This window comes from Klebsiella michiganensis, assembly GCF_015139575.1.
GTDB lineage: Bacteria > Pseudomonadota > Gammaproteobacteria > Enterobacterales > Enterobacteriaceae > Klebsiella > Klebsiella michiganensis.
This window is the reverse complement of sequence record NZ_AP022547.1, coordinates 2098758-2120841: the sequence shown is the minus strand read 5'-3', so window position 1 is coordinate 2120841 and position 22084 is coordinate 2098758. Positions and strand designations below refer to the sequence as shown.

General features: G+C 56.4%; 17 protein-coding genes and 1 tRNA gene. 8 read left to right on the top strand and 10 right to left on the bottom strand.

Annotated features, from left to right (window positions below; genetic code table 11):
• Window positions 1–383 precede the first annotated feature (383 nt).
• Together JLG71_RS10005 and JLG71_RS10000 are read right to left on the bottom strand one after the other, a co-directional pair.
• Entirely contained in the window at window positions 384–1343 is a 960-nt protein-coding gene (locus JLG71_RS10005) for a quinone oxidoreductase family protein (RefSeq protein WP_048260954.1), read from the bottom strand.
• A gap of 42 nt (window positions 1344–1385) precedes the next feature.
• Window positions 1386–1781: a RidA family protein gene (locus tag JLG71_RS10000; RefSeq protein WP_025106083.1), complete on the bottom strand. Its 396-nt coding sequence runs from the start codon at window positions 1779–1781 to the stop codon at window positions 1386–1388.
• 141 nt (window positions 1782–1922) lie between these two features.
• Here JLG71_RS10000 and JLG71_RS09995 point away from each other — a divergent pair, with 141 nt between their 5' ends.
• The gene (locus tag JLG71_RS09995) at window positions 1923–2843 is read left to right on the top strand and encodes a LysR family transcriptional regulator (RefSeq protein WP_048260953.1); all 921 of its coding nucleotides are present in this window, start codon (window positions 1923–1925) and stop codon (window positions 2841–2843) included.
• 59 nt (window positions 2844–2902) lie between these two features.
• On the opposite strand, the gene JLG71_RS09990 is transcribed toward JLG71_RS09995, so the two are convergent.
• Window positions 2903–3805, bottom strand: a complete 903-nt coding sequence (locus tag JLG71_RS09990) for a LysR family transcriptional regulator (protein WP_200914307.1) — start codon at window positions 3803–3805, stop codon at window positions 2903–2905.
• A gap of 127 nt (window positions 3806–3932) precedes the next feature.
• Here JLG71_RS09990 and JLG71_RS09985 point away from each other — a divergent pair, with 127 nt between their 5' ends.
• Complete coding sequence (locus JLG71_RS09985; protein WP_025106080.1) at window positions 3933–4340, top strand: cupin domain-containing protein; 408 nt, start codon at window positions 3933–3935, stop codon at window positions 4338–4340.
• 73 nt (window positions 4341–4413) lie between these two features.
• Here JLG71_RS09985 and JLG71_RS09980 read toward each other — a convergent pair whose 3' ends face one another.
• From JLG71_RS09980 to JLG71_RS09970, 3 genes are all read right to left on the bottom strand, one after another.
• Window positions 4414–5343, bottom strand: a complete 930-nt coding sequence (locus JLG71_RS09980; RefSeq protein ID WP_200914181.1) for an alpha/beta hydrolase — start codon at window positions 5341–5343, stop codon at window positions 4414–4416.
• A 188-nt stretch (window positions 5344–5531) separates the two neighbouring features.
• Window positions 5532–8219: a cation-transporting P-type ATPase gene (locus JLG71_RS09975; RefSeq protein WP_200914179.1), complete on the bottom strand. Its 2688-nt coding sequence runs from the start codon at window positions 8217–8219 to the stop codon at window positions 5532–5534.
• Window positions 8220–8269: 50 nt separating this feature from the next.
• On the bottom strand, window positions 8270–8701 hold the full coding sequence (locus JLG71_RS09970; RefSeq protein WP_014229901.1) for a universal stress protein: 432 nt from the start codon (window positions 8699–8701) through the stop codon (window positions 8270–8272).
• A 534-nt stretch (window positions 8702–9235) separates the two neighbouring features.
• On the opposite strand from JLG71_RS09970, the gene JLG71_RS09965 reads away from it, so the two are divergent.
• Genes JLG71_RS09965 through JLG71_RS09955 form a run of 3 tightly spaced genes read left to right on the top strand, consistent with a single transcriptional unit; the run spans window position 9236 to window position 14345 of the window.
• A complete protein-coding gene (locus JLG71_RS09965) occupies window positions 9236–10321 on the top strand; it encodes an efflux RND transporter periplasmic adaptor subunit (RefSeq protein WP_103815211.1) in 1086 nt (361 codons plus the stop codon).
• Complete coding sequence (locus tag JLG71_RS09960) at window positions 10321–13383, top strand: efflux RND transporter permease subunit (RefSeq protein WP_200914177.1); 3063 nt, start codon at window positions 10321–10323, stop codon at window positions 13381–13383. Before JLG71_RS09965 ends, JLG71_RS09960 begins: the two co-directional genes overlap by 1 nt.
• Before the next feature lie 38 nt (window positions 13384–13421).
• On the top strand, window positions 13422–14345 hold the full coding sequence (locus JLG71_RS09955; RefSeq protein WP_160741211.1) for an acyltransferase: 924 nt from the start codon (window positions 13422–13424) through the stop codon (window positions 14343–14345).
• A 34-nt stretch (window positions 14346–14379) separates the two neighbouring features.
• Here JLG71_RS09955 and pagP read toward each other — a convergent pair whose 3' ends face one another.
• Window positions 14380–14955 carry a lipid IV(A) palmitoyltransferase PagP gene (gene pagP, locus JLG71_RS09950; protein ID WP_025106074.1) on the bottom strand — a complete coding sequence of 192 codons (576 nt, stop codon included), beginning with the start codon at window positions 14953–14955 and terminating at the stop codon, window positions 14380–14382.
• A 226-nt stretch (window positions 14956–15181) separates the two neighbouring features.
• Between pagP and JLG71_RS09945 the strand changes: the two genes are divergently transcribed.
• Window positions 15182–16114: a nucleoside recognition domain-containing protein gene (locus JLG71_RS09945; protein WP_014229906.1), complete on the top strand. Its 933-nt coding sequence runs from the start codon at window positions 15182–15184 to the stop codon at window positions 16112–16114.
• Here JLG71_RS09945 and JLG71_RS09940 read toward each other — a convergent pair.
• Entirely contained in the window at window positions 16106–17647 is a 1542-nt protein-coding gene (locus tag JLG71_RS09940; protein WP_406811830.1) for an alpha/beta hydrolase, read from the bottom strand. The two genes, JLG71_RS09945 and JLG71_RS09940, sit on opposite strands and share 9 nt — an antisense overlap.
• Before the next feature lie 169 nt (window positions 17648–17816).
• Between JLG71_RS09940 and JLG71_RS09935 the strand changes: the two genes are divergently transcribed.
• Both JLG71_RS09935 and JLG71_RS09930 read left to right on the top strand, forming a co-directional pair.
• Entirely contained in the window at window positions 17817–18074 is a 258-nt protein-coding gene (locus JLG71_RS09935) for a histidine kinase (protein WP_014229908.1), read from the top strand.
• A gap of 132 nt (window positions 18075–18206) precedes the next feature.
• Window positions 18207–19661 (top strand): AMP nucleosidase, encoded by a 1455-nt coding sequence (locus JLG71_RS09930; RefSeq protein WP_014229909.1) that lies wholly within the window; start codon window positions 18207–18209, stop codon window positions 19659–19661.
• Between the two features lie 760 nt (window positions 19662–20421).
• Here the strand turns inward: JLG71_RS09930 and JLG71_RS09925 are convergent.
• Both JLG71_RS09925 and JLG71_RS09920 read right to left on the bottom strand, forming a co-directional pair.
• Window positions 20422–20497 (bottom strand) — tRNA-Asn (locus tag JLG71_RS09925).
• Between the two features lie 125 nt (window positions 20498–20622).
• The gene (locus tag JLG71_RS09920; RefSeq protein WP_128334953.1) at window positions 20623–22080 is read right to left on the bottom strand and encodes an EmmdR/YeeO family multidrug/toxin efflux MATE transporter; all 1458 of its coding nucleotides are present in this window, start codon (window positions 22078–22080) and stop codon (window positions 20623–20625) included.
• Window positions 22081–22084 lie beyond the last annotated feature (4 nt).

Here is a 22084-nt window from a genome sequence, read left to right as displayed (position 1 = left end):
AAAGCTGTGAAAACCACAAAAGAGGTGCGGTAAAAGAGGCAAGGCCATCAGAGGGGTTTTATCATTTATAGAGCAACACCCGCCCTGCCTTAGACCTGATTTTGCGGGCATATACCTTTTATTGACAAATGAGAAAAAGAGATAAAGATTTCGAAAAAGTGGGAAAGTCAGGGGCAGACTTAAGGGCTCTTTTAATTCAAATTCAATGTCCACACCGTGGGCTTGCCGCCCACACTGGCCCAAAGGGTTGGCAGACTGATACGCGCCAATTATCGTATGAACCCTGACCGGATTTAACGCCTCAAAATCAGAAAGTTAGTACCATCCGAAAAACGCTGCTAATAGCATCCTGCCGCCACGCACTCATCCTGGTCAAACGCGCGTCATGGCTTCATCACGATCCGGCCAAGCGGTTTCGCTGTCTCAGCAAATTCGTGGGCCGCGGCAGCGTTAGCCAGGGGGAAGATGCGGTCAATGACAACCGTGACGCGCCCTGCTGCTACAGCCTGCAGCATCTCGTCCACGCTTGTTCGAACTCCATGCCTTGCAAAAAGAGGTCCCATGAATACCCCCATGAGCGTCTGGTTAGACTGCATTGCCGGCCATAAGTCGACAGTCAGACTGTTGCCGCCGGCATTACCGACGAAGACCAGACGTCCTTCCGGAGCGAGTGCAGAAAGCGAAACAGGCAACGTCGTTCCCACCGGATCGATGACGAGATCAACACCGGTGCCATGGGTGTACTGTCGGACACTGTCCACGATGTTATCCTTTGTACGATCCACAACATGATCGGCACCAAGTTCACGCAACCGACCTCGTCGCTGCGTTCCGCTTACCACGGCGATGACCGTTGCGCCTGCTTGTGAGGCAAGCTGAACGGCCGCGAGCCCCACGCCACCCGCTGCGGCCTGAATAAGAACGGTTTCTCCCTGCCGGAGCATGCCTCGCGTGAAAAGGCAATGATGCGCGGTTCCAAATGAAATCGGCAATGCCGCCGCTTCTGCCATTCCCACCCCATCGGGTATAAGCCAGGTGCGTTCCGCGGGCACAGCCCAACGTTCCGCATGCGATCCCTGCATGTGAAAAGCAGCGACTCTGTCCCCAACCGTACGGCTTCGGACTTTCGATCCGACGGCAACAACTGTGCCCGCGGCCGCGTAGCCAACGATCCATGAAGGAAGCGGCGGCGGCGTTGAACGGCGGTTGATCAAATCGCCACCCTCAATCGAGATAGCCTCGACAGAAATCAGAATGTCGTCGGGCCCTGTGACCGGCTCCGGGACATCGACATATTTCAGGACGCCGGGAGCGCCTTCCACGTCATAGACCGCTGCTTTCATAAATTTTCCTCTGTCTTATCTTTTGACTGGCGGAAAGCCCCGTCACGCGCAGGGCAGCCTGGCAATCACCTTAATCTCAAACTGGAATCCGTAAAGCCACGTCACGCCGATCCCGGTCAACGTAGGGTAAGGCGCTTCCCCCCAATATTCTGGCAGGATACTCCAGATAGCGTCGAGATTTGACTCGGGGTCGACAACAAAGAGAGTCACGTCAACCACGTCACCGAACGTGCAGCCCGCAGCCGCGAGAACAGCATTGAGATTATTGAATGCCAGCCTGACCTGCGCTTTTAGATCGGGCTCAGGCGAACCATCCTCGCGGCTACCAACCTGCCCGGAAACGAACAAGAAACCATTGGATTTGATGGCCGGTGAATAGCGATTGCGCTCATAGAGCGCCTGCCGACCGAGGGGAAAAACGGCTTCGCGTGCTGTCATGTTTGTACCTCTGCAATGGGGCAAAATCAGCCCGGTGAACGTAAAGGCACTTTACAGGTGCGGGATCGGGCGGATAAACAAGCGACTTTGTCCATCATTGTTTGTAAAATCCAAACAATCGGTGAAAAGGGGGGGTAAGGAATGGATCGTTTCGATGCGATGCGCGCCTTTGCTCGCGTGGTGGAAGCAGGGAGCTTCACAAAGGCTGCCCAAACGCTTCATATGAGTAAAACCACGGTGACGCAGCTCATTCAGCAGCTGGAAGCGCGCCTGCGCGTCAAGTTGCTCCATCGCACCACCCGCAGGCTCGGCGTGACTGCCGATGGCGCGGTCTACTACGAGCGCGTCATCCGCCTGCTGGCGGACATGGAGGATGCTGAAAACAGCCTGTCCAGTGCGGCGATGACGCCCAGGGGACGGCTACGGGTGGATGTGCCCAGTCCGCTGGCCCGCCTCGTCCTGGTACCGGCGCTACCGGCTTTCCACGCGCGCTACCCTGACATCCAGTTCGACATGGGCGTCAGCGACCGGGTGGTGGACCTGATCGGCGACAACGTGGATTGCGTCCTGCGCGGTGGCGACATCAACGACCAGTCCCTGATCGCGCGCCATGTCGGCGATTTGCAAATCGGCGTCTACGCCGCCCCTGGCTATGTGGAGCGCCTTGGCGCCCCTGCGCACCCGCGAGAGCTGGAAAACACCGACCATCGCATAGTGGGATTCTTGTCCTCGCGCACCGGTAAGATTGAGCCTCTGGTCCTGCGCAGTGGGAGTGAACATATTGAAATCACAGGCCGCTATGTACTTGCCGTGGATGATGGCAATGCTTACCTCGAAGCGGGGCTCACTGGCTTAGGCGTGATTGCGCTGCCAACCTATATGGCGGCAAAACATCGGGCCAGTGGCGCTTTAATTCCGTTATTTGAACAATGGCGTATCAGTCCAATGCCATTGTACCTGGCGTTTCCGCCAAACCGCCATGTCAACGCCAAACTGCGTGTTTTTATTGATTGGATCGTTGAATTGATGCAGAAGCATGTTCCCAATTCCAACAATAAGTAACGCCATCCCGGTCAGAGGATCCCTGTTTAAGAAGCCCGGCAGCCATCGCGCAGCCGGGATCACCCCCTGCGGTGCCAGCGCAGCGCGTCGACCACCAGCGTAAACGCCGCCGGAAGATGCTGTCGGCCCGGGTAGTAAAGATAGTATCCCGGGAAATGAGGGCACCAGTCGGCAAGTAGCGGTACCAGTTCCCCCGTGGCGATATATTTCGCCGCTAAGTCGTGAGGAACATAGGCAATCCCTGCTCCGTCCAGCGCGGCCTGAATCATCAGAAAGGTATTGTTAAAAACGGTTTGCCCGTCAACGCGAACGCTGGTCTTTTGACTTCCCTTTTCAAACTCCCAGGCGTAAAGCGCGCCGTGGGTGGGCAAACGCAAATTAACGCAGTTATGCGTCATCAGATCCTCAGGACGTCTTACTGCCGCCCTGCCGGCAAGATAAGCGGGGGCGGCAACCACCGCCATCTGCACATCGGGCGTGATGCGCACCGCAATCATGTCTTTATCCACCTGATCGCCCATCCGTACGCCGGCATCAAAACGTTGGGCGGCAATGTCGGTCAGCTCGTACCCGACGCTGAACTCAATATGAATATCCGGGTATTGCGTTAATAAAGGCCGCAGACGCGGCCACAGCACGGTGACGATGGCATGATCGTTGGCGGTAATGCGTACCGTTCCGGCGGGTTTATCTCGTGAAGCGCGCAGCGAAGCCAGTTCAGCTTCGATTTCATTCAGCCGCGGCGCCAGGACGGCCAGCAGACGGTTCCCGGCATCGGTTGGCGAGACGCTGCGCGTGGTGCGGATTAACAGCCTTATCCCGAGACGCGCTTCCAGAGCCAGCAGCGTATGGCTCAGCGCTGACCGGGAAACACCCAGAATCGCGGCCGCCCGGGTAAAGCTGCGCTCGTGAGCCACCGTGGCAAAAGCCTGCAGGTCGTTGAGTTTTTCTTTGCTCATTATTGGTGAATTTTGTGCACTAGTGTATTCACATTTGCGCATCTTATCATTTAATCAAACCTTCTCTACACTTTGTTCAACGAGTCGTAAGGGGCCGCTTAAAAGCCCGAAACTGAAATGTGGAGACATCATGAACCAACAATTTGACGGTAACGGTATCTTCCCTAAGGGGGAGAAAAACGAGGCCTATGCGCAGTATTTTCAGGGTACCAGCTACCTGAATATGCTCTCCACGGAAGGGGTCAATATCGGTAACGTGGTCTTCGAGCCCGGCTGCCGTAACCACTGGCATATCCACCATAAAGGCGGGCAAATTTTACTGGTGACCGGCGGTCGCGGCTGGTATCAGGAGTGGAATCAACCGCCGCGCGAGCTTACCGCTGGGGACGTCGTGAATATTCCCGCCGGCGTCAAGCACTGGCACGGCGCGGCCGCCGATAGCTGGTTTGCCCATATCGCCGTTGCCGTCCCTGCCGAAGGTGCGTCTAACGAATGGCTGGAGCCGGTCGCCGACGACGCCTATCGTCAACTGCCTTAAACATCGAAACAGCAGGGCTCGCCAGTTAATGCGCCCTGCTCTCATTCGGCGGTATGCGAAAATGCATCTTCGACTAATTGCCCGAGCCCCGGGGAAAACCGCTCATCGCCAGCAGCGCGCTTTGCAGCGAGGCGCTAAACATCTCCCCGTGAGATAGCCCGGGATAGGGCCACCAGTTGACCGCCACGCCATTTTTCTTGAGCAGGGAAACCGTCTGCAGGACGTTGCCCCGGATCTCTTCTGCTCCCGCGGAAGAGGCCCGCTGGGTCGCAACCGCCCCCTCCATCAGGTACAGGGTCTTCCGGTTAAACGCATCCGCCTTCGCCGCGGCCATTTTTGCTAACAGCGAGGCGTTACCCCGTCCCAGAGAAGGACTGGCAGAAAAATAGATTTGGAAGCGGTATGACGCCAGCCAGGCGTCAATGATGAATAATCCGCCATAGGAGTGCCCCCAGATAGCCCGCTGCTGAGGGTTGATAGCGATCCCGCGCTCAACTTTTTCCACGATGGTATTTTCTAATAGCTGGCGAAATGCCTCGCTGCCGCCGCTCTTCCGTCGGTCCCATCCGGCGTCGGCAGGATTCTCCTCTACTTTCGGCCGGTAGTCATAAGCGCGGGCGGGCTGATCGAAGGGCAAATTCGTTTGATAGCCGATGGCCACAATAACGGGCGGCGTTTTTTGCGTAAACGTCTCAAGCAGCGAGTCGGACAACCGGTCCATCACCGCGTTGCCGTCCAGGGCGTACAGAATCGGATACCCCTGCGCGGGCGGCGCCGCGTTCGGTATCGCCGTCCAGACCTTATAATGCCGTTCGCCATCAAGGGAATCGAAATAAGCAACGTTGAAGTGATAATACGCGGAGCCGCGGTCGGCGATATTCGGCCCCAGCGGGCGCATATCCGGCCTGGCGTAAGCGTTAATGCCATAAAGCGTGGAGACCAGCGCGGCGATAAAAATCCGCCCTTTCGGCGGAGAAGCAAAACAAAACTTGCGAAGCGACATCGGTTAATTGTTTCCAGCACACTCTTGGTAGTGATAATGATTGCTAATATCAATCTCAATTGCAAGCAACGAGGTTATCCCGGGAACGGCGCGTTGCGCCTGCCCGGGGAACCCATCATCACATCACGGGTAGCCCGGCTCGCGCTGCGCTTAGCCGGGCTACCGGGAATGCCGCGTTCTGCTCAATATCAGGCCGTACGCCATCTCCGGGTCAGTGGCTTCTCGACTTCCACAATCAGGAACATCACAAAACCGATAATAAAGGTGATAACCCAGTAGCGGAACGGCAGCGCTTCGGTACCAAACAGCATCTGCATAAACGGCGCGTAGATAATCAGCAGCTGCAGCACCAGCAGCACCCCGCTGACAATCCAGATCCCCCGGTTCGCCAGCAGCCCTTTACTCAGCGAGAAGCCGTCCGCCACCCGGCAGTTGAGCATATAGAACCACTGGGCGGTGACCAGCGTCTGCAGCAGCACCGTGCGGATAAACTCAGGCGAATAGCCGCGCGGCTGTAGCCAGGCTTCAAGCACAAAGGCGCTGACGGCAATCATCGAACCGACAAAAATCACCCGCCAGATAGCAAAGCCGTCCATTACGTGCAGTTTGGGATCGCGCGGCGGACGCCGCATGATGTTCTTCTCGCCCGCTTCGAACGCCAGGCCGAACGACAGCGTGGCGGAGGTCGCCATGTTCATCCACAGGATCAGCACCGGCGTCAGCGGAATTAAATTCCCCGCCAGCAGCGCGATAATGATCAACAGCCCCTGCGCCAGGTTGGTCGGCATAATGAAGAGAATGGTTTTCTTCAGGTTGTCGTATACCCGACGCCCTTCCCTGACGGCGCTGGCGATGGTGGCGAAATTATCGTCGGTCAGCACCATATCCGCGGCCTCTTTGGTCACTTCGGTGCCCTTAATCCCCATCGCGATACCGACATCGGCCTGCTTGAGCGCCGGGGCGTCGTTCACGCCGTCGCCGGTCATCCCGACCACCTCTTTCCTGCTTTGCAGCGCCTGCACCAGGCGGAATTTATCTTCCGGGCTGGTACGCGCGAAAATATCGAATTTCTGCGCCGCTTCGCTGAGCTGGGTATCGTCCATCACCTCCAGTTCTCTGCCGGTGATGGCGTTTTCCGCATTGCCGATCCCCAGCATCTTGCCGATGCTCATCGCGGTTTGCGGGTGGTCGCCGGTGATCATCTTCACGCGGATCCCGGCCTGCAGGCAGTCGCCGATCGCCGTAATCGCCTCCGGTCGCGGCGGATCCATCATCCCGGCAACCCCCAGCAGAATGACGCCCTGCTGCAAATCCTCATGGCTAAGCTCCGTTTGCCCGTCGGCTGCCGGTTTCCACGCCGCCGCCACCATCCGCAGCCCTTCCCGCGCGTACTCTTCGATTTTCGCTTCCCAGTAAGGCTGATCGAGCGGCGCCAGGCCATGGTCGGTTTGCTGATGCTGACACAGACGGAACAGGACATCGGGCGCGCCGGTAATCAAAATCATCTCTTCATCGCCGATGCGGTACAGCGTCGACATATATTTATACTGTGAATCAAAGGGGATTTTGCTGCGCAGCTCGGTGTTGACCGTCGGGAGCGGGACTTTCGCCGCCAGCACCTTCAGCGCCCCTTCGGTCGGGCCGCCGGTAATTTTCCACAGCCCGCTTTCGTCTTTGATAAGCTGACTGTCGTTACACAGATCGATGGTGCGCAGATAGCGTTCCAGCAGCGTGCCGGAGGCAACGGTTATCGGATCGGGCTCATCGATCGGATGAATATTCCCTACCGGTTCGTAGCTGTCGCCCTCTACGCGATAAACGTTATCAGCGGTAATAACGGCCTTCACCGTCATCTCGTTCATGGTCAGCGTTCCGGTTTTATCCGAGCAGATCACCGTCATCGCCCCAAGGGTTTCCACTGTGGGCAGCTTGCGGATAATCGCCTTCTGACGGGCCATGGTTTGCACGCCGAGCGAGAGGATTATCGAGATAATCGCCGGTAAACCTTCCGGCACCGACGCCACCGCGAGGCTAATCAACGACAGCATCAGCTCAGAAACCGGCATATCGCGGAACAGCAGGCTGAAGACAAACAGCGCGGCCATCATCACCAGAATGATGATAAAAATGGCTTTGCCGAGCTTATCCATTTGCACCAGCAGCGGCGTACGGTGTTTTTCGATATCCGACATCATCTGGTTAATATGGCCCAGCTCGGTATCGCCGCCGGTGGCGACCACCAGGCCTTTTCCGCCGCCCGAACTCACCGTGGTGCCGGAAAACAGCAGATTGGTACGATCGCCTAGCGGCAGTTCGCCGCTGAGCGCCTCGGTGCTTTTCTCCACCACCGTCGATTCGCCGGTCAGAATCGCCTCTTCCACCCGCAGGTTATGCGCTTCGATCACCCGCAGGTCGGCGGGAATGCGATCGCCTGCGCGGATGACGACGATATCGCCGGGGACCAGAGCGGTTGTCGGGATCGTTTCATGGTTGCCCTGACGAATAACCACCGCCTCGCTGGAGAGCATGTTGCGAATGCTCTGAAGCGATTTTTCCGCATTGCTCTCCTGGATATGGCCGATCAGGGCGTTAATCACCGCCACGCCGAGGATCACCAGGGTATCCACCCAGTGCCCCATGACCGCCGTCAGCAGCGCCGCCGCCAGCAGCACATAGATCAGCACATCGTTAAAATGCGCCAGAAAGCGCAGCCACGCCGGCTTTCCCGCTTTTTGCGGCAGCGCATTTTCGCCATACTGCTGCAAACGCGTCGCCGCCTCGGCACCGCTGATGCCCTCCGGAGTGCTGTGGGTGCTGGTCAGGGTTTCTTCTACGGAGAGCTGATAGAACGGGCCGCCCGGTTTTTCTTTATTCATAGTTATCTCCTCACTCCTGTAACGGAAATCAGGACAGCCTCAGGCCGCCCTTAACGCACCACAAAAACCGGAACATGGGCATAGCGAACGATTCCTGCCGCCTCCGACCCCAGCAGATGCGTCTGAATATTCGGGTTGCGCGAACCGATGATCACCACATCTGCTTTCAGTTCATCGGCCAGTTTGGTCACCTCATCGCGAATGTTGCCGCTGCGAATGTGAATCTGAATATCCTTTTCCGTCAGCGCGAGTTTCTTGATCAGCTCTGCCAGCTTTTCCTTAGCAGTATTAATCAGATAGTCTTCCATTTTTCGTGCATCGGAAATAAAACCGCGCGTCAGCACCGGAGAAAAAGAGGGAATGATGTGTACCAGATGAATCTGTCCCGAAGAGCTTTGCGCAAGGAATTGGGCGTGGGACAAGGCCTTGTCCGCCAGACCGATTTCAAACACATCAACCGGCACGAGGATATTTTTATACATAGAGACAATCCTTTTATTACCTATAAAAAAAGGTGGTGAAAACAGCCCGGGCAATGGCGCTGAGGAAAAGATCTCAAGAACAAAATCTGCAAGACGTGTAGGTATAATTAAACGTAGCACACCACGATAAACATTATTAATGTCGCCAATTAATATATTGAAAAATATCACAGAGTCAGGCGCAGCCAGACAATTCGACTACAAACCCCGTAAAATCGTCGCCATCGCCGTAATTTTTGCTCTTTTTAACATTTCCGTTTTACTACGACTATCCTCATTATCAGTGGCTTGTTCACTTTCTGTCGCCCCACAATAATTATTACGATAAGAATTTACTTAGCTAAGCGTTAGCGCTAAAGGAGGAACGATGTTCGGTTACAGTCTGTTTCGCCTGAGCCTGTTTATTGCCCTGGCAATAATCGCCTGTACGGCTACCGGTTTAATTACCTATTTCGTTGTCTCGGCCCTCGCTGAATAAATACAGCGATTGTGAATAATATGTAAAACATAGCCTTTTACTTCGAGGGGAATACAGTGAACCGTTATTTTTCTCTCATTCCGCTTGTTATTTTAATAACAACGGCTTGCGATCGGAAAGCGCCTCAAATTACCCCGCTACCGCGGATGGTTAAAGTCGCCGAGGTGGTTACCATCGGTGATTCACAGCAGCGCGTATTCCCCGCCCGCATTGAGTCCGGGGACTCCACCGATTTATCTTTTAAACGCGGCGGCCAGATTGAATCCCTTGATGTGCGTCAGGGAGCCGCTATTACTCAGGGGCAGCCCCTTGCCAGGCTCAGCGCGCGGGAAGCGCAGCAGCGCGTGAATGAACGGCAAACCGCTGCCACCCTCGCCCAGCGGCAGTTCGATCGCTTCCAGACGCTGGCCGGGCGTCAGGCGATTTCGAAGGCGGAAATGGATATCCAGCGGGCCAACCGCGACGCCGCTAACGCCGCGCTGAAAATCGCCCGCGAAGAGCTGTCGCAAATGACGTTGACCGCCCCGTTCAGCGGCGTTGCCGCCAACGTGCCGGTACGTAACCACCAGGTTGTCGCCGCCGGACAGCCCATTGTGACCCTGACGCGAACCGATCTGCTCGACGTGGTGTTTAGCGTTCCGGAAAACCTCTTTACCGCGTTGGATATTCGCAACGCGCAGTATCGTCCTGTCGTCAAAATTAACGCCATGCCGGACCGCCAGTTTACCGCTGAATATAAAGAGCACACTGGCAGCAGCGACAGCAGCACGCTCACCTGGCAAATCATACTGACTATGCCGAGGCCGGCCGACTTTCCCTCGGTGGGCGGCGTAAGCGGAACGGTGACGGTCAATCTGGCAAACCTGCCCGCCAGCGCCGGTCAAAACGCGGTGGTGGTGCCGGTTGAAGCGGTGTTTAACCCGGATAATCGCCCGCGCAATGAGCCCCACGTCTGGGTGGTACAGGGAAGCGGCGACCAGCTCAAGCTGGAAGAGAGAAAAGTCGGCGTGGGCCCGGTGACCTCTCAGGGCGTGGTGATTACCGAAGGGCTCAGCGTCGGCGAGCGCGTAGTGGCGGCAGGCGTCAGCGAATTGCATGCGCAACAGCCGGTTCGTATCTGGACGCGTGAACGAGGTTTGTAATGGATATTTCCCGCCAGTTTATTAACAACCCGGTCCGCGTCTGGCTGACCATTTTACTGCTGGGCATCGGCGGGATCTTCGCTCTGCTGAATATTGGCCGCCTGGAAGATCCGGCGTTTACCATCAAAACCGCGGTGGTAGTCACCCACTATCCCGGCGCGTCGGCGCAGCAGGTGGAAGAAGAAGTCACCCTGCCGCTGGAAAACGCGCTGCAGCAGCTGCCGTATCTCGACAACGTCAGCTCAATTTCCTCCAACGGCCTGTCGCAAATTACCGTCAATATCGCCTCGCGCTACCACTCCCGCGAGCTGCCGCAAATCTGGGATGAACTGCGCCGCCGGGTGGGCGACGCCGCCCGCCAGTTCCCTCCCGGCGTCGCCGCTCCGTTTGTGAACGACGATTTTGGCGATGTCTTTGGCTTTTTCTTTGCCCTCTCCGGCAAGAGCTTTACCAACCCTGAGCTGGTTCGCTATGCCGAGCAGCTGCGTCGTGAACTGGTGCTGGTCCCCGGCGTCGGCAAAGTCGCCATCGGCGGGGCGATCCCCCAGCAAATCAACATCGATGTCTCGCTGGCGAAAATGGCCGCCCGCGGAATCACGCTCAACCAGCTGGCGGCGATACTGAGCAGGTTGAACGTGGTGTCTAACGCCGGTGAGATTAAATCCGGCAGCGAATCGATTCGCCTGCATCCCACGGGCGAGTTTGCCAACCTCGACGAGCTTGGCGACCTGTTAATCAGCCCGCACGGCTCGGCAACGGCGACGCGGCTGCGCGATATTGCCACCCTCTCGCGCGGGCTGAGCGAATCGCCTTCCAGCATTTACCACGCCAACGGCCGACAGGCGGTCACTATGGGGGTGTCGTTTATACCCGGGGTTAACGTGATTGACGTTGGCCGCGCGCTGGAAAGCAAGCTGGAGCAGATGTCGGCGGAAAAACCGGCCGGGATCAACATTGACCTGTTCTACGATCAGGCGGCGGAAGTCGCCCATTCGGTCAACGGCTTTATCACCAACTTCCTGATGGCGCTGGCGATTGTGGTTGGCGTGCTGCTGATCTTTATGGGCGTACGCAGCGGCATTATTATCGCCCTGTCGCTGGCGCTCAACGTGCTCGGTACGCTGCTGATCATGTACCTGTGGGGTATCGAGCTGCAGCGTATCTCGCTGGGGGCGTTAATTATCGCCCTGAGCATGCTGGTCGATAACGCTATCGTCATCGTCGAAGGCGTGCTGATCGCCCGCCAGCAGGGGTCAACGCTGCTCATGGCGATTAACTACGCGATCCGCCGTTCGGCGCTGCCGCTGCTGGGGGCCACGGTGATTGCCATTCTCGCTTTTGCGCCGATTGGCCTGTCGCAGGACTCGACCGGCGAATACTGTAAATCGCTGTTCCAGGTGCTGCTGATTTCGCTCATGCTGAGCTGGTTCTCGGCGCTGACCATTACCCCGGTGCTGATTAAATGGTGGCTGTTTAAAAATCAATCACAGCCGGTGGCGCAGGCCGACGCCAATCCGTACGGCGGGCGCTTTTACCGTCTGTACCAGCAGGCTCTGCGTGCTCTTCTGCTGCGCAAAACCATCACGCTGACCGTCATGGCGGCGCTGCTGGCCGCCGCTATCTGGGGATTCGGCTCGGTGCGGCAAAACTTTTTCCCCTCGTCAAATACGCCGATTTTCTTTGTCGATCTCTGGCTACCCTACGGTACCGATATCGCGACCACCGAAAAGATGACCAGCGATATTGAGACCACCATTAACGGCCAGCCCGGGGTAGTCACCACCGTGGCCACCGTCGGTCAGGGCAGCATGCGGTTTATCCTCACCTACAGCGGGCAACGGCAGTACAGCAACTATGCGCAGATCATGGTGCGCATGGACGACCAGCGCAGCATTGCCGCCCTGACGCAGCATGTGGATCGCTATATTGCGCGCAACTACCCGCAGGTAAACGCCAGCACGAAGCGCGTGATGTTCGGTCCCTCCGGCGACAGCGCCATCGAGGTGCGGATTAAAGGTCCGGACCCCGACCGTCTGCGCCTGCTCGCCAGCCAGGTTGGCGATATCCTCTCCGCGGACCCGGCCACCGACGGCGTTCGCAACGACTGGCAAAACCGTAGCAAAGTTATTCGTCCGCAGTACTCCCCCGCGCTTGGGCGCGAGTTAGGCGTTGATAAACAGGATATTGATAACGCCCTGGAGATGAACTTCTCCGGCAGCCGCGTTGGATTGTACCGTGAGGGAGCCGACCTGCTGCCGACGATCGTCCGCCCGCCCGCCGCCGAGCGCCAGGACGCGAATCACCTGAATAACGTGCTGGTCTGGAGCCAGAGCCGCCAGCAGTATATTCCGCTCAGTAACGTGGTCAGCGGCTTTCACCTCGAATGGGAAGATCCGCTAATCCTGCGCCGCGATCGCAGCCGGGTGCTGACGGTACAGACCGATCCCGACCCGCTCAGCCACCAGACGTCGGGGGATATCCTGTCCCGCGTGAAGCCGCAGATTGATGCGCTCGCTCTGCCGCACGGTTACAGCATTGAGTGGGGTGGCGATGCGGAGAACTCCAGCGAGGCGCAGCAGGGGCTGTTTACTACCCTGCCGCTGGGTTACCTGGTGATGTTTGTCATCACCGTCCTGATGTTCAGTTCGCTGAAAAATGCGATCGCCATCTGGCTGACCGTGCCGCTGGCGCTGATTGGCGTAACGCCGGGCTTTTTAATCACCGGGATCCCTTTTGGGTTTATGGCGTTAATCGGTCTGCTGAGCCTGAGCGGAATGCTGATCCGTAACGGCATCGTGCTGGTAGAAGAGATTGAACAGCAGAAACAGGAAAAAGCGCAGCAGGAGGCGATTATTGATGCCGCTACTTCGCGTCTGCGCCCTATCCTGCTGACGGCGTTCACCACCGTGCTCGGCCTGGCGCCTTTATTACTCGACGTTTTCTTCCAGAGCATGGCGGTCGTTATCATGTTTGGTCTGGGTTTTGCTACTATTCTGACGCTGCTGGTTCTGCCGGTAATCTACGCCTGTTTCCACAATCAGAATATGAAGCGACAACCATGAACAGTACCGGATTAAATATTATTAAAACGCTGGGATGCATGACGGCGGTGACCTTCTTCACCATTTACAACACCTGGGATAGCTATGATTATGACTATCACTGGATCCTCGGGTTTTTGACGTTTATTTCCACTATCGCCACGCCGCTGTTTTTTGTGGTGGCGGGATATCTGGATTCACAGTCTCGCCACGACTCACAATGGCAGTTGGGCAAAATCAAAAGCGTGGTGATCGTCTTTCTGTTCTGGATGACGGTGTACTATCTCTGGGAGCCCTACCAGCGCGGCTATCTTATCCAGCCGTGGTTTGTATTTGCGTTTATCGTCATTTACACCTTTCATCCGGTTATCGAGTGGCTCAGCCAACGACGCACAGCGTTCTTTGCCGCGGTGTTCACGCTGCTGCTGCTCTCGTATGGTTACGATCTTTTGTCCGCGCTGTACCCGGATGTTCATGCGCTGAGCCTGGCGCCGCAGTACCGCCTGTGGACCTGGCTGCTGTTTTATCTGACCGGTCAGCTGTTCAGCGACCCGCTGGTCGCCGACTGGCTCAGGCGAGAAAAAGTGGTCAAAGGCGCGATGATCGCCATTCCGTTTATTTACCTTTTTACCTGGTTTTACGAGCGGCATTTCTTTTTCGCCCTGTTTAAGGCCGACAGAAATGCGTTCATTCTGACCGGTTCACAAATCTATATTCTGGTGGTTGCGCTGGTTATTGCCGCCAACGGCGTGCGGTTTCGCAAAAACAGCGAGTTCAAGGAGACCCTTCTCGCCACCATTAGCAAAACGATGACCGGCGTCTATATTCTCCACTACTCCGTTTTTCACCTGCTCACCGCGTTTATCCCGATTAACTCGCTGGGGACAAAATTAATGCTGATTGTCCTTACGTTTATCACTTCGGTACTGATTTCGATGCTGGCGCTGTCCAATTCGGTGGTCAAAAAAGTGATTACGATTTGACGATCGCCGATTCAGGTCATGGCCGCCTGCGCATTTAAAAACCGTAGCGCAGCCAGGCAAACAGTACGTTGCCGTTATTATAGGTGCCGGGAATATAGGTGAACTGCACGCTCAGACGGCGGTAGCTGGCGGAGAAGAGCGGCAAAATAATCGGCAGAGGTACGTAGTTGGCAAAGTCATCGCGGGCGGTGATCCCGGCGGTGACGCCAAGACCCAGGCGAAAATCACGACGGCTATCAAGATACCAGCCCTTCTCCCAGCCGTAGCCGACAATCGGCTGCCACTCGTTGTGCGAATCTTTGAACATCATGGCGTAGAGCGAACTCCAGTTGCCCTCCGCGTTATATCTGGAAACGCCGAAACCTCCGCCCCACGGCATTTCATTATAGTTATCCGTTTTCTCTTTATCGTACATAAAGCGGTTGTGCCAGCTGAGAAACGGCAGATATAAATCGTAGTTTTGCGGCTCATTCCAGGTCTGCGAGACGTCGTTTTTCAACCAGCTCCACCAGCCGCTGATGCGCTGCTCGCCATAGACCTTCGTTTCAGCCTGTACCGACAAGGCGAAAATAAACGCTATTCCCCACGCTAGCCGCAGACAACGTCGCATCGTTTTATCCTTAAAGAAAGTCGCCCGGTGTTCATTCAGTTTGGGAACAAAAAACAGGCTTTGCAAATATCAACCAACAAATTTTCTGCACCGTCCCGGGCTAATTGCAAGTCCAGTTAAACGCCCGTTTCAGGACAGAGAGCGCCGCCGCGGTGATTTCATTTCCTTGCCGCTGGGATTATGATGGCGCTAATTATTCTTTCTGCCCGCAGTGATTGAGAAATAGATGGACTTCATCAGCATTATTATGTCGGCGGGGAAAACCTCCGTCGATGTGGCGCTTTATACGCTGTTGCCAATCATGGTCGTCATGCTCATCGTGATGAAATATCTTGAGGTCCGCGGGGTACTGGACGCCATCGTTCGCTGGCTCGCCCCGCTGCTTAAGCCGTTCGGCTTAACCGGGATGAGCGCTTTTGCCCTGATTCAGATGAATTTTGTCAGCTTCGCCGCCCCGCTGGCGACCCTCGCGATTATGGACAAACGCGGCGCTTCGGACCGGCATATGGCCGCCACGCTGGCGATGCTTTTCGCCATGGGGCAAGGCAACGTTTTCTACCCGTTAACGCCCTTCGGCCTGCACTGGCTGGCCTCTATCATCATTTCGATTGTCGGCGGGCTGTGCGCCGCCGCGGTCACCTGGCATATCGCCGGCCGCAGGCTATCGATGGTTGAAAACGTGCGGGCCGACGCGCTGCCTGAGGCGGAGCAAAATAGCCAGGGGATTATCGCCGTTATCAACAGCGCCGGTGCCGACGCCATCCGCCTGGCCCTCGGCGCGGTGCCCATGCTGATCCTGTCGCTGGCCATCGTCGGATTTATGCAGGCGGCAGGCCTGATTGAGATGCTCCAGCGCCTGCTGCTGCCGCTGCTGCTGTGGCTGAATATTCCGGTTAACTTCGTGCTGCCGGCGCTGGTCAAATGCGTTGCCGGCGGTACGGCCTATTTCGGCGTGGTCTCCGAGCTCGTCCAGCAGGGTAAAGCGACCGTAAGCCAGATCAACGCCTCGGCGGGCCTGCTAGTGCAAACGTTCGATCTTCCCGGCATCGGCATCTTTCTGGGCGTCAGCTCGCGCTTCGTACGCCTGTTCCGCTTCGCCGCGATTGGCGCTATCGCCGGGATCGCCATCCGCACCGTGATGCACCTCACGCTATTCTGAGGCCGCCTCCTGCGAACGGAGACAGGCAGCGATATCCGCCTGCTCGCTACAGGCGATATGATGGTTAATGCGCGCCATCATCCACGGGAAAAACGGGTTGGACGTGACGCGCATCAGCGTATCCAACCCGACGCTCAGGGTTGAGGTTTCCCCGCGCAACGAGATCGTGCCGATGCTGATCCCGTAGCGATTTTTCTCCGCCGGTTCGCGGCCATAGAGCGAGTCGGTCAGCGGGAACGGCACCGCCACGTGCGATAGTGAATACATATCCTGCGGCCAGGCGATATTCAGCGGCGTCACGGTTTCGCTTCGCGTCCCGGCAAGCGTGGTGCGGGCCACCGTCTCGTAGGTGTCGGGCGCGGCGTTGGTAATCACCGTGGTGCCGTAGGGCCGAGGCGCCGGCGGCAATAACGTATTCACCGCCGAATAGAGCGAGGGACGAAATAGGGCGCGCAAATTCGCCGCCTGGTTAATGTCGAAAATCACCAGTTCGCTACCGTTATCCGGCAGATAGCGATAGAGCGAATCCACCACCGCCCGGGTGCTCACCGTTGAATCCATCACCGACTGAAAAGTTAACACCGGCGCCAGATCAGAAAGCCGCTGACGCTGCGCTTCCTGCACGATTTGCTGCTGCAGCGCCTGCGACAACAGCCATGACTGCCTTGCCGCCTTCACCGGGAACGAATTGTATTTATAGGGATTAAACTCCGGGACGACGTTTAGCCACGCCGCGCGGGCGAAAGCCGGGAATACAGAAGGCAAACCGGCCAGCCCGGCAAAACGCGCAAACGCGGTAACGCCAATCATCGGCGACAGCAGGATGACCTGCTGCGGCCGGCGCAGCGATTTATCCTCAAGGCTATCGAGGGCGTACTTCAGCGCCAGCGCCCCGCCGTTGGAGTAGCCAACCACGTGCAGCGGCGCGTCATCCCCCGCCAGCCGCGTCGCTTCGCGCACCGCAAGCCGGGTTGTCGCGATCCACTCTTCGCGGTCCACCGCGGTGAGCGCGCTGGGGGCGGTACCGTGTCCAGGCAGCCGCGGCGCGACGGCAACAAATCCCAGCTGCTGATAGCGCTGCGCCAGATAATGTACGCTATAGGGCGAATCCGTCAGGCCGTGCAGCAGCACCGCCGCGCCGCGCGGTTTGCCCTGCGGCAGCAGAATAAAGGAGCGGTTCCAGTCGGGATGAAACTTATCCGGATAGACCAGACTTTGCGCGTAAAAGCGGTTAATGGCCGTTTTTTCATCGTCGCTCAGCGTGTCGGTAATGCTGCTTTTCATATCGCGGAAAATCGCCGCTTCCCGCGTCTGGTATTCGGCAAAAGTGGCGCGGTCAATCTCGCTGGCGCTCATTTCATTCGCCGTCCAGGTATGCCAGCGGTGCAGCGCCGGACCGCGCTGCGATTCGTAAATACGGCCAATAAAAAAGACGATCACGACCACCAGCAGCCCAATGATGGCTTTTTTCGCCACCGAGACTAATCTTAATCCCGACTTATTCAGCAGCCGGGTAAAACGCATCATTGCCATATTTCTGTCCGAATTATCTCTTTAGCTGCCAGGGCGGGCTATTATGCAGAAGGAATCCGATCCTGCGATTCACTTATTAAACATAGACTAAACCAACCGCCTGTTCTTATTGTCAGATGAGGAGCAAACATGAATTATCGCCGGAGTGTAACAGGTCAGGAATAAACAAATGGAATGGTGGATTAAGAAACTACGCGAGGCCTCGACGTCTACACATACCCACGCGGTTCTGCAAAGCGGCCAGCTAACCATCATTGCGGAACTCACTTCCTGCGGCCGGCGTCTACAGGAGGGCGATAAGCTGACGCCGTTGGCTAACGCCCTGTACTGCATTAACGACAATAAGTCGATCACCCTAAAAGTGCTCAACGCCACGCATTTCAGCGCTGAACGCTGGGGCGCCATCGCGAATATCACCGCGCATTAATCGACATCCCCCAGCATCAACTGGTTCTAATCTCAGTACTTTCTTAACTAAGCGGGTTAAATTGTCCTGCGCCTTTTTCAGTCTGTGACATACTAAGCAAAACGTCAGCAGAGCAGAAACAAGGAGTACGTCATGAATCAGAAAGCCGCCAGGCTGACCCCAGAACAGGCGCTTACGCAGCTCGAAGCGCTCTATGAAAAATCGGTCAATGCGCTGCGTAAAGCCCTCGGCGATTATATTCACCATAATATCCTCCCCGAGAATAGCGCCCGTGCGGAAGGACTGTTCGTATACCCGCAGCTGTCGGTGTCGTGGGACGGAGCGGAACATAAAGCGTTAAAAACCCGGGCCTGGGGTCGCTTCACCCATAGCGGTTGCTATACCACCACCATCACCAACCCTAAACTGTTTCGCGCCTATCTGCTGGAGCAGCTCACCATGCTGTATCAGGATTACGATGCCGCGATTACCGTCGGGCTGTCGCAGCATGAGATCCCCTATCCGTACGTTATTGATGGCTCTGAACTCACGCTCGATCGCTCAATGAGCGCCGGCCTGACGCGTTTTTTCCCCACCACCGAGCTGTCGCAAATTGGCGATGAAACCGCCGATGGCCTGTTTCATTCGACGGAATACTATCCACTTTCCCACTTCGACGCCCGCCGCGTCGATTTCTCGCTGGCGCGCCTGCGCCACTATACCGGCACGCCGGTTGACCATTTCCAGCCGTATATGCTGTTTACCAACTACACCCGCTACGTCGATGAGTTCGTGCGCTGGGGCTGTAGCCAAATTCTCGATCCCGAGAGTCCCTATATCGCCCTCTCCTGCGCGGGCGGGATCTGGATAACGGCGGACACGGAGGCACCGGAGGAAGCGATTTCCGATCTGGCGTGGAAAAAGCACCAGATGCCCGCCTGGCATCTGATAACCAAAGACGGACAGGGGATCACGCTGATTAATATTGGGGTCGGCCCGGCAAATGCCAAAAATATCTGCGACCATCTGGCGGTGCTGCGTCCGGACGTCTGGCTGATGATTGGCCACTGCGGCGGCCTGCGTGAAAGCCAGAATATCGGCGACTACGTGCTGGCCCATGCCTATCTGCGCGACGACCACGTGCTGGATGCGGTGCTGCCGCCGGATATCCCTATTCCGAGCATCGCCGAAGTTCAGCGCGCGCTCTACGACGCCACGAAGCAGGTCAGCGGCATGCCGGGCGAAGAGGTAAAGCAGCGGCTGCGTACCGGAACGGTGGTCACTACCGACGATCGCAACTGGGAGCTGCGCTACTCGGCCTCAGCGCTGCGCTTTAACCTCAGCCGCGCGGTGGCTATCGATATGGAAAGCGCAACCATTGCCGCCCAGGGCTATCGCTTCCGCGTTCCTTACGGCACCCTGCTGTGCGTCTCCGATAAACCGCTGCACGGCGAGATTAAGCTGCCGGGACAGGCTAACCGATTCTATGAAGGGGCCATTTCCGAACATTTGCAGATTGGTATTCGGGCGATTGACCTGCTGCGCGCCGAAGGCGACCACATGCATTCGCGCAAGCTGAGAACCTTCAACGAACCGCCGTTCCGCTAAGCGCTGATATCATACGAGCAGAATACACTCAGTCCGGATCGCGTAAAATATTTACGCGGCCACCAGCCGGACTGAGCGTTATAAAATAAAGCGTTTATTTTTGTTAGGGGTAAAAATTTCTCAGAACACATCCATATGGTATATCCGCGCAATATTATTATTGCTATGCCAATTAAAAAATAAACATTTTATTAACATATAAGCATCATTTGCCCCGTGGTCATAAAACGCTCAACCGGGGTCTGATTAACACTTGAATTGAGTCTCGTAACCTATTAAATTAATTAGATAAATTCACATGTCACAAAAAAGCGGTACAAAATAGCCAGCGCCAGGGAGAGATTAAAATAATCAAAGAGTTACCTATGGGCGCTACTCTACTCTGGAATCATCCTTTAATAGCGACAGGTTGTTTGCAACAAATACCTTGTTACTAAATTACCAGAGATAAAATTGCGCATGTCGACAGTAAGCAACCATGGATATGCTTATCTATCGCGACCGGCAATGTACTATTTTCGTAAAAGTATGGACGACAGCTTTATGAAATTAACCGTAGGGAATATCCGCCTGTTTATTTTATTAGCAACTCTTTTTTTCTGGACTGCCGCGATCGGGCTAATTTCCCTTATTGTATCCTGGTTTTAAGACCCTGATGGTGCGCAGGGAATGTTCTTGTGCCCCGGCGTTGCCATCATCGTGGCTATGGAATAGAAAGCAAAAAGCCCGCTTAAGTTTCCTTAAGCGGGCTTCTTAAATATGGCTCCTCTGACTGGACTCGAACCAGTGACATACGGATTAACAGTCCGCCGTTCTACCGACTGAACTACAGAGGAATCGTTTGAACGAGGCGCATATTATCGATGGCGCCCCACCTTGTCAAAGGCTGTTTTCACATTTCAAACCGTTTGCCGAATAATTCTCCACTTTGGGCGAAAAGTCCCGTTTCGCCCACCGCATGTTACGTTTCTTCAACCTGCGCGCGGGTCTCGTCGGCCTGCGCTTTCGTTCGCGGATACTTCCACAGCCAGCGCCCGCTGACCATCCGGCAGTAAAACAAAACGCCGCGCACCGCCCAGTCAAGCACCATACCCAGCCAGACGCCGATCACCCCCATGCCCAGCACAATCCCCAGCGTGTAGCCCGCCACCACGCGACAGCCCCACATGCCGAGCATTGAGACCCACATGGTGTAACGCACGTCACGCGCCCCTTTAAAGGCGCACGGCAGCGTCCAGGCCATCGCCCAGATCGGCATAAAGAAGGCGTTCAGCCACAGCAGCTCTTTCACCACCACTTTGACGTCCTCTTCGCTGGTATAGAACGAGGCGATCAGGCCGGCAAGCGGCGCGGTTCCCCAGGCGATCGCCGTCAAAATGATGGTCGACAGCCAGAAGACGTGCCACGCCTGACGCTCCGCCTGAGCGATCTGCCCTTTTCCGAGGCGTCGGCCGGTGATAATAGTCGATGCTGAACCGAGCGCGTTCCCCGGCAGGTTGATCAGCGCGGCCACGGAGAAAGCGATAAAGTTACCGGCAATCACGTTGGTCCCCATCCCGGCAACAAACATCTGCGTCAGCAGCTTACCGCCGTTGAACAAAACCGATTCAATGCTGGCGGGGATCCCGATGCCCATCACTTCCCAGATAATGGCGAAGTTAAACCGCTTAAAATAGCTCTTCAGCGAAATGCGCAGCGCCGGGTTAAAACCGATCATTAGCACCCAAATGGTGGCCACCGCGCCAATGTAGCGGGCAATCGTTAATCCCAGCCCCGCCCCGACAAACCCCATGCCGGGCCACGAGAAAATGCCGTAAATCAGGATGCTGCTGATAATAATATTGAGGATATTCATCCCGCCGTTGATCAGCAGCGGAATTTTGGTGGTCCCGGCGCCGCGCAGCGCGCCGCTGCCGATCAGGGCAATTGCCGCCGCCGGATAGCTCAGCACCGTCAGCTCCAGATAGGTCAGCGCCAGACCTTTTACTTCTTCTGTCGCATCCCCGGCGACAAAATTAATGATTTCCGCGCCGAAGGCATGGATGACCGCCGCGAGAATAATCGAGAACAGGGTCATTATCGCCAGCGACTGGCGCGCTGCCGCTCTTGCCCGCCGCCGGTCCCGTTTGCCCAGGCTAAACGCCACCACCACGGTCGTACCGAGGTCGATGGCGGCAAAAAAGGACATGATCACCATATTGAAGCTGTCGGCCAGGCCTACGCCCGCCATGGCCTCTTTACCGAGCCAGCTGACCAAAAAAGTACTCAACACGCCCATCAGCAATACGCAGGCGTTTTCCAGCAAAATGGGGACCGCAAGCGGGCTGATTTCACGCCAGTAGAGGACGCGATAGCTCTTGCGTTTTTTAAACCAGGACGTGCGTTCGACGGACTGGCGTAATGCGGCGGTGACGTTCAAGGGA

Bases quoted from the DNA above. Each gene is read 5' to 3' on its own strand.
- JLG71_RS10005 (WP_048260954.1), bottom strand. From the start codon at position 1,343: ATGAAAGCAGCGGTCTATGACGTGGAAGGCGCTCCCGGCGTCCTGAAA.
- JLG71_RS10000 (WP_025106083.1), bottom strand. From the start codon at position 1,781: ATGACAGCACGCGAAGCCGTTTTTCCCCTCGGTCGGCAGGCGCTCTAT.
- JLG71_RS09995 (WP_048260953.1), top strand. From the start codon at position 1,923: ATGGATCGTTTCGATGCGATGCGCGCCTTTGCTCGCGTGGTGGAAGCA.
- JLG71_RS09985 (WP_025106080.1), top strand. From the start codon at position 3,933: ATGAACCAACAATTTGACGGTAACGGTATCTTCCCTAAGGGGGAGAAA.
- JLG71_RS09980 (WP_200914181.1), bottom strand. From the start codon at position 5,343: ATGTCGCTTCGCAAGTTTTGTTTTGCTTCTCCGCCGAAAGGGCGGATT.
- JLG71_RS09975 (WP_200914179.1), bottom strand. From the start codon at position 8,219: ATGAATAAAGAAAAACCGGGCGGCCCGTTCTATCAGCTCTCCGTAGAA.
- JLG71_RS09970 (WP_014229901.1), bottom strand. From the start codon at position 8,701: ATGTATAAAAATATCCTCGTGCCGGTTGATGTGTTTGAAATCGGTCTG.
- JLG71_RS09960 (WP_200914177.1), top strand. From the start codon at position 10,321: ATGGATATTTCCCGCCAGTTTATTAACAACCCGGTCCGCGTCTGGCTG.
- JLG71_RS09955 (WP_160741211.1), top strand. From the start codon at position 13,422: ATGACGGCGGTGACCTTCTTCACCATTTACAACACCTGGGATAGCTAT.
- pagP (WP_025106074.1), bottom strand. From the start codon at position 14,955: ATGCGACGTTGTCTGCGGCTAGCGTGGGGAATAGCGTTTATTTTCGCC.
- JLG71_RS09945 (WP_014229906.1), top strand. From the start codon at position 15,182: ATGGACTTCATCAGCATTATTATGTCGGCGGGGAAAACCTCCGTCGAT.
- JLG71_RS09940 (WP_406811830.1), bottom strand. From the start codon at position 17,647: ATGGCAATGATGCGTTTTACCCGGCTGCTGAATAAGTCGGGATTAAGA.
- JLG71_RS09935 (WP_014229908.1), top strand. From the start codon at position 17,817: ATGGAATGGTGGATTAAGAAACTACGCGAGGCCTCGACGTCTACACAT.
- JLG71_RS09930 (WP_014229909.1), top strand. From the start codon at position 18,207: ATGAATCAGAAAGCCGCCAGGCTGACCCCAGAACAGGCGCTTACGCAG.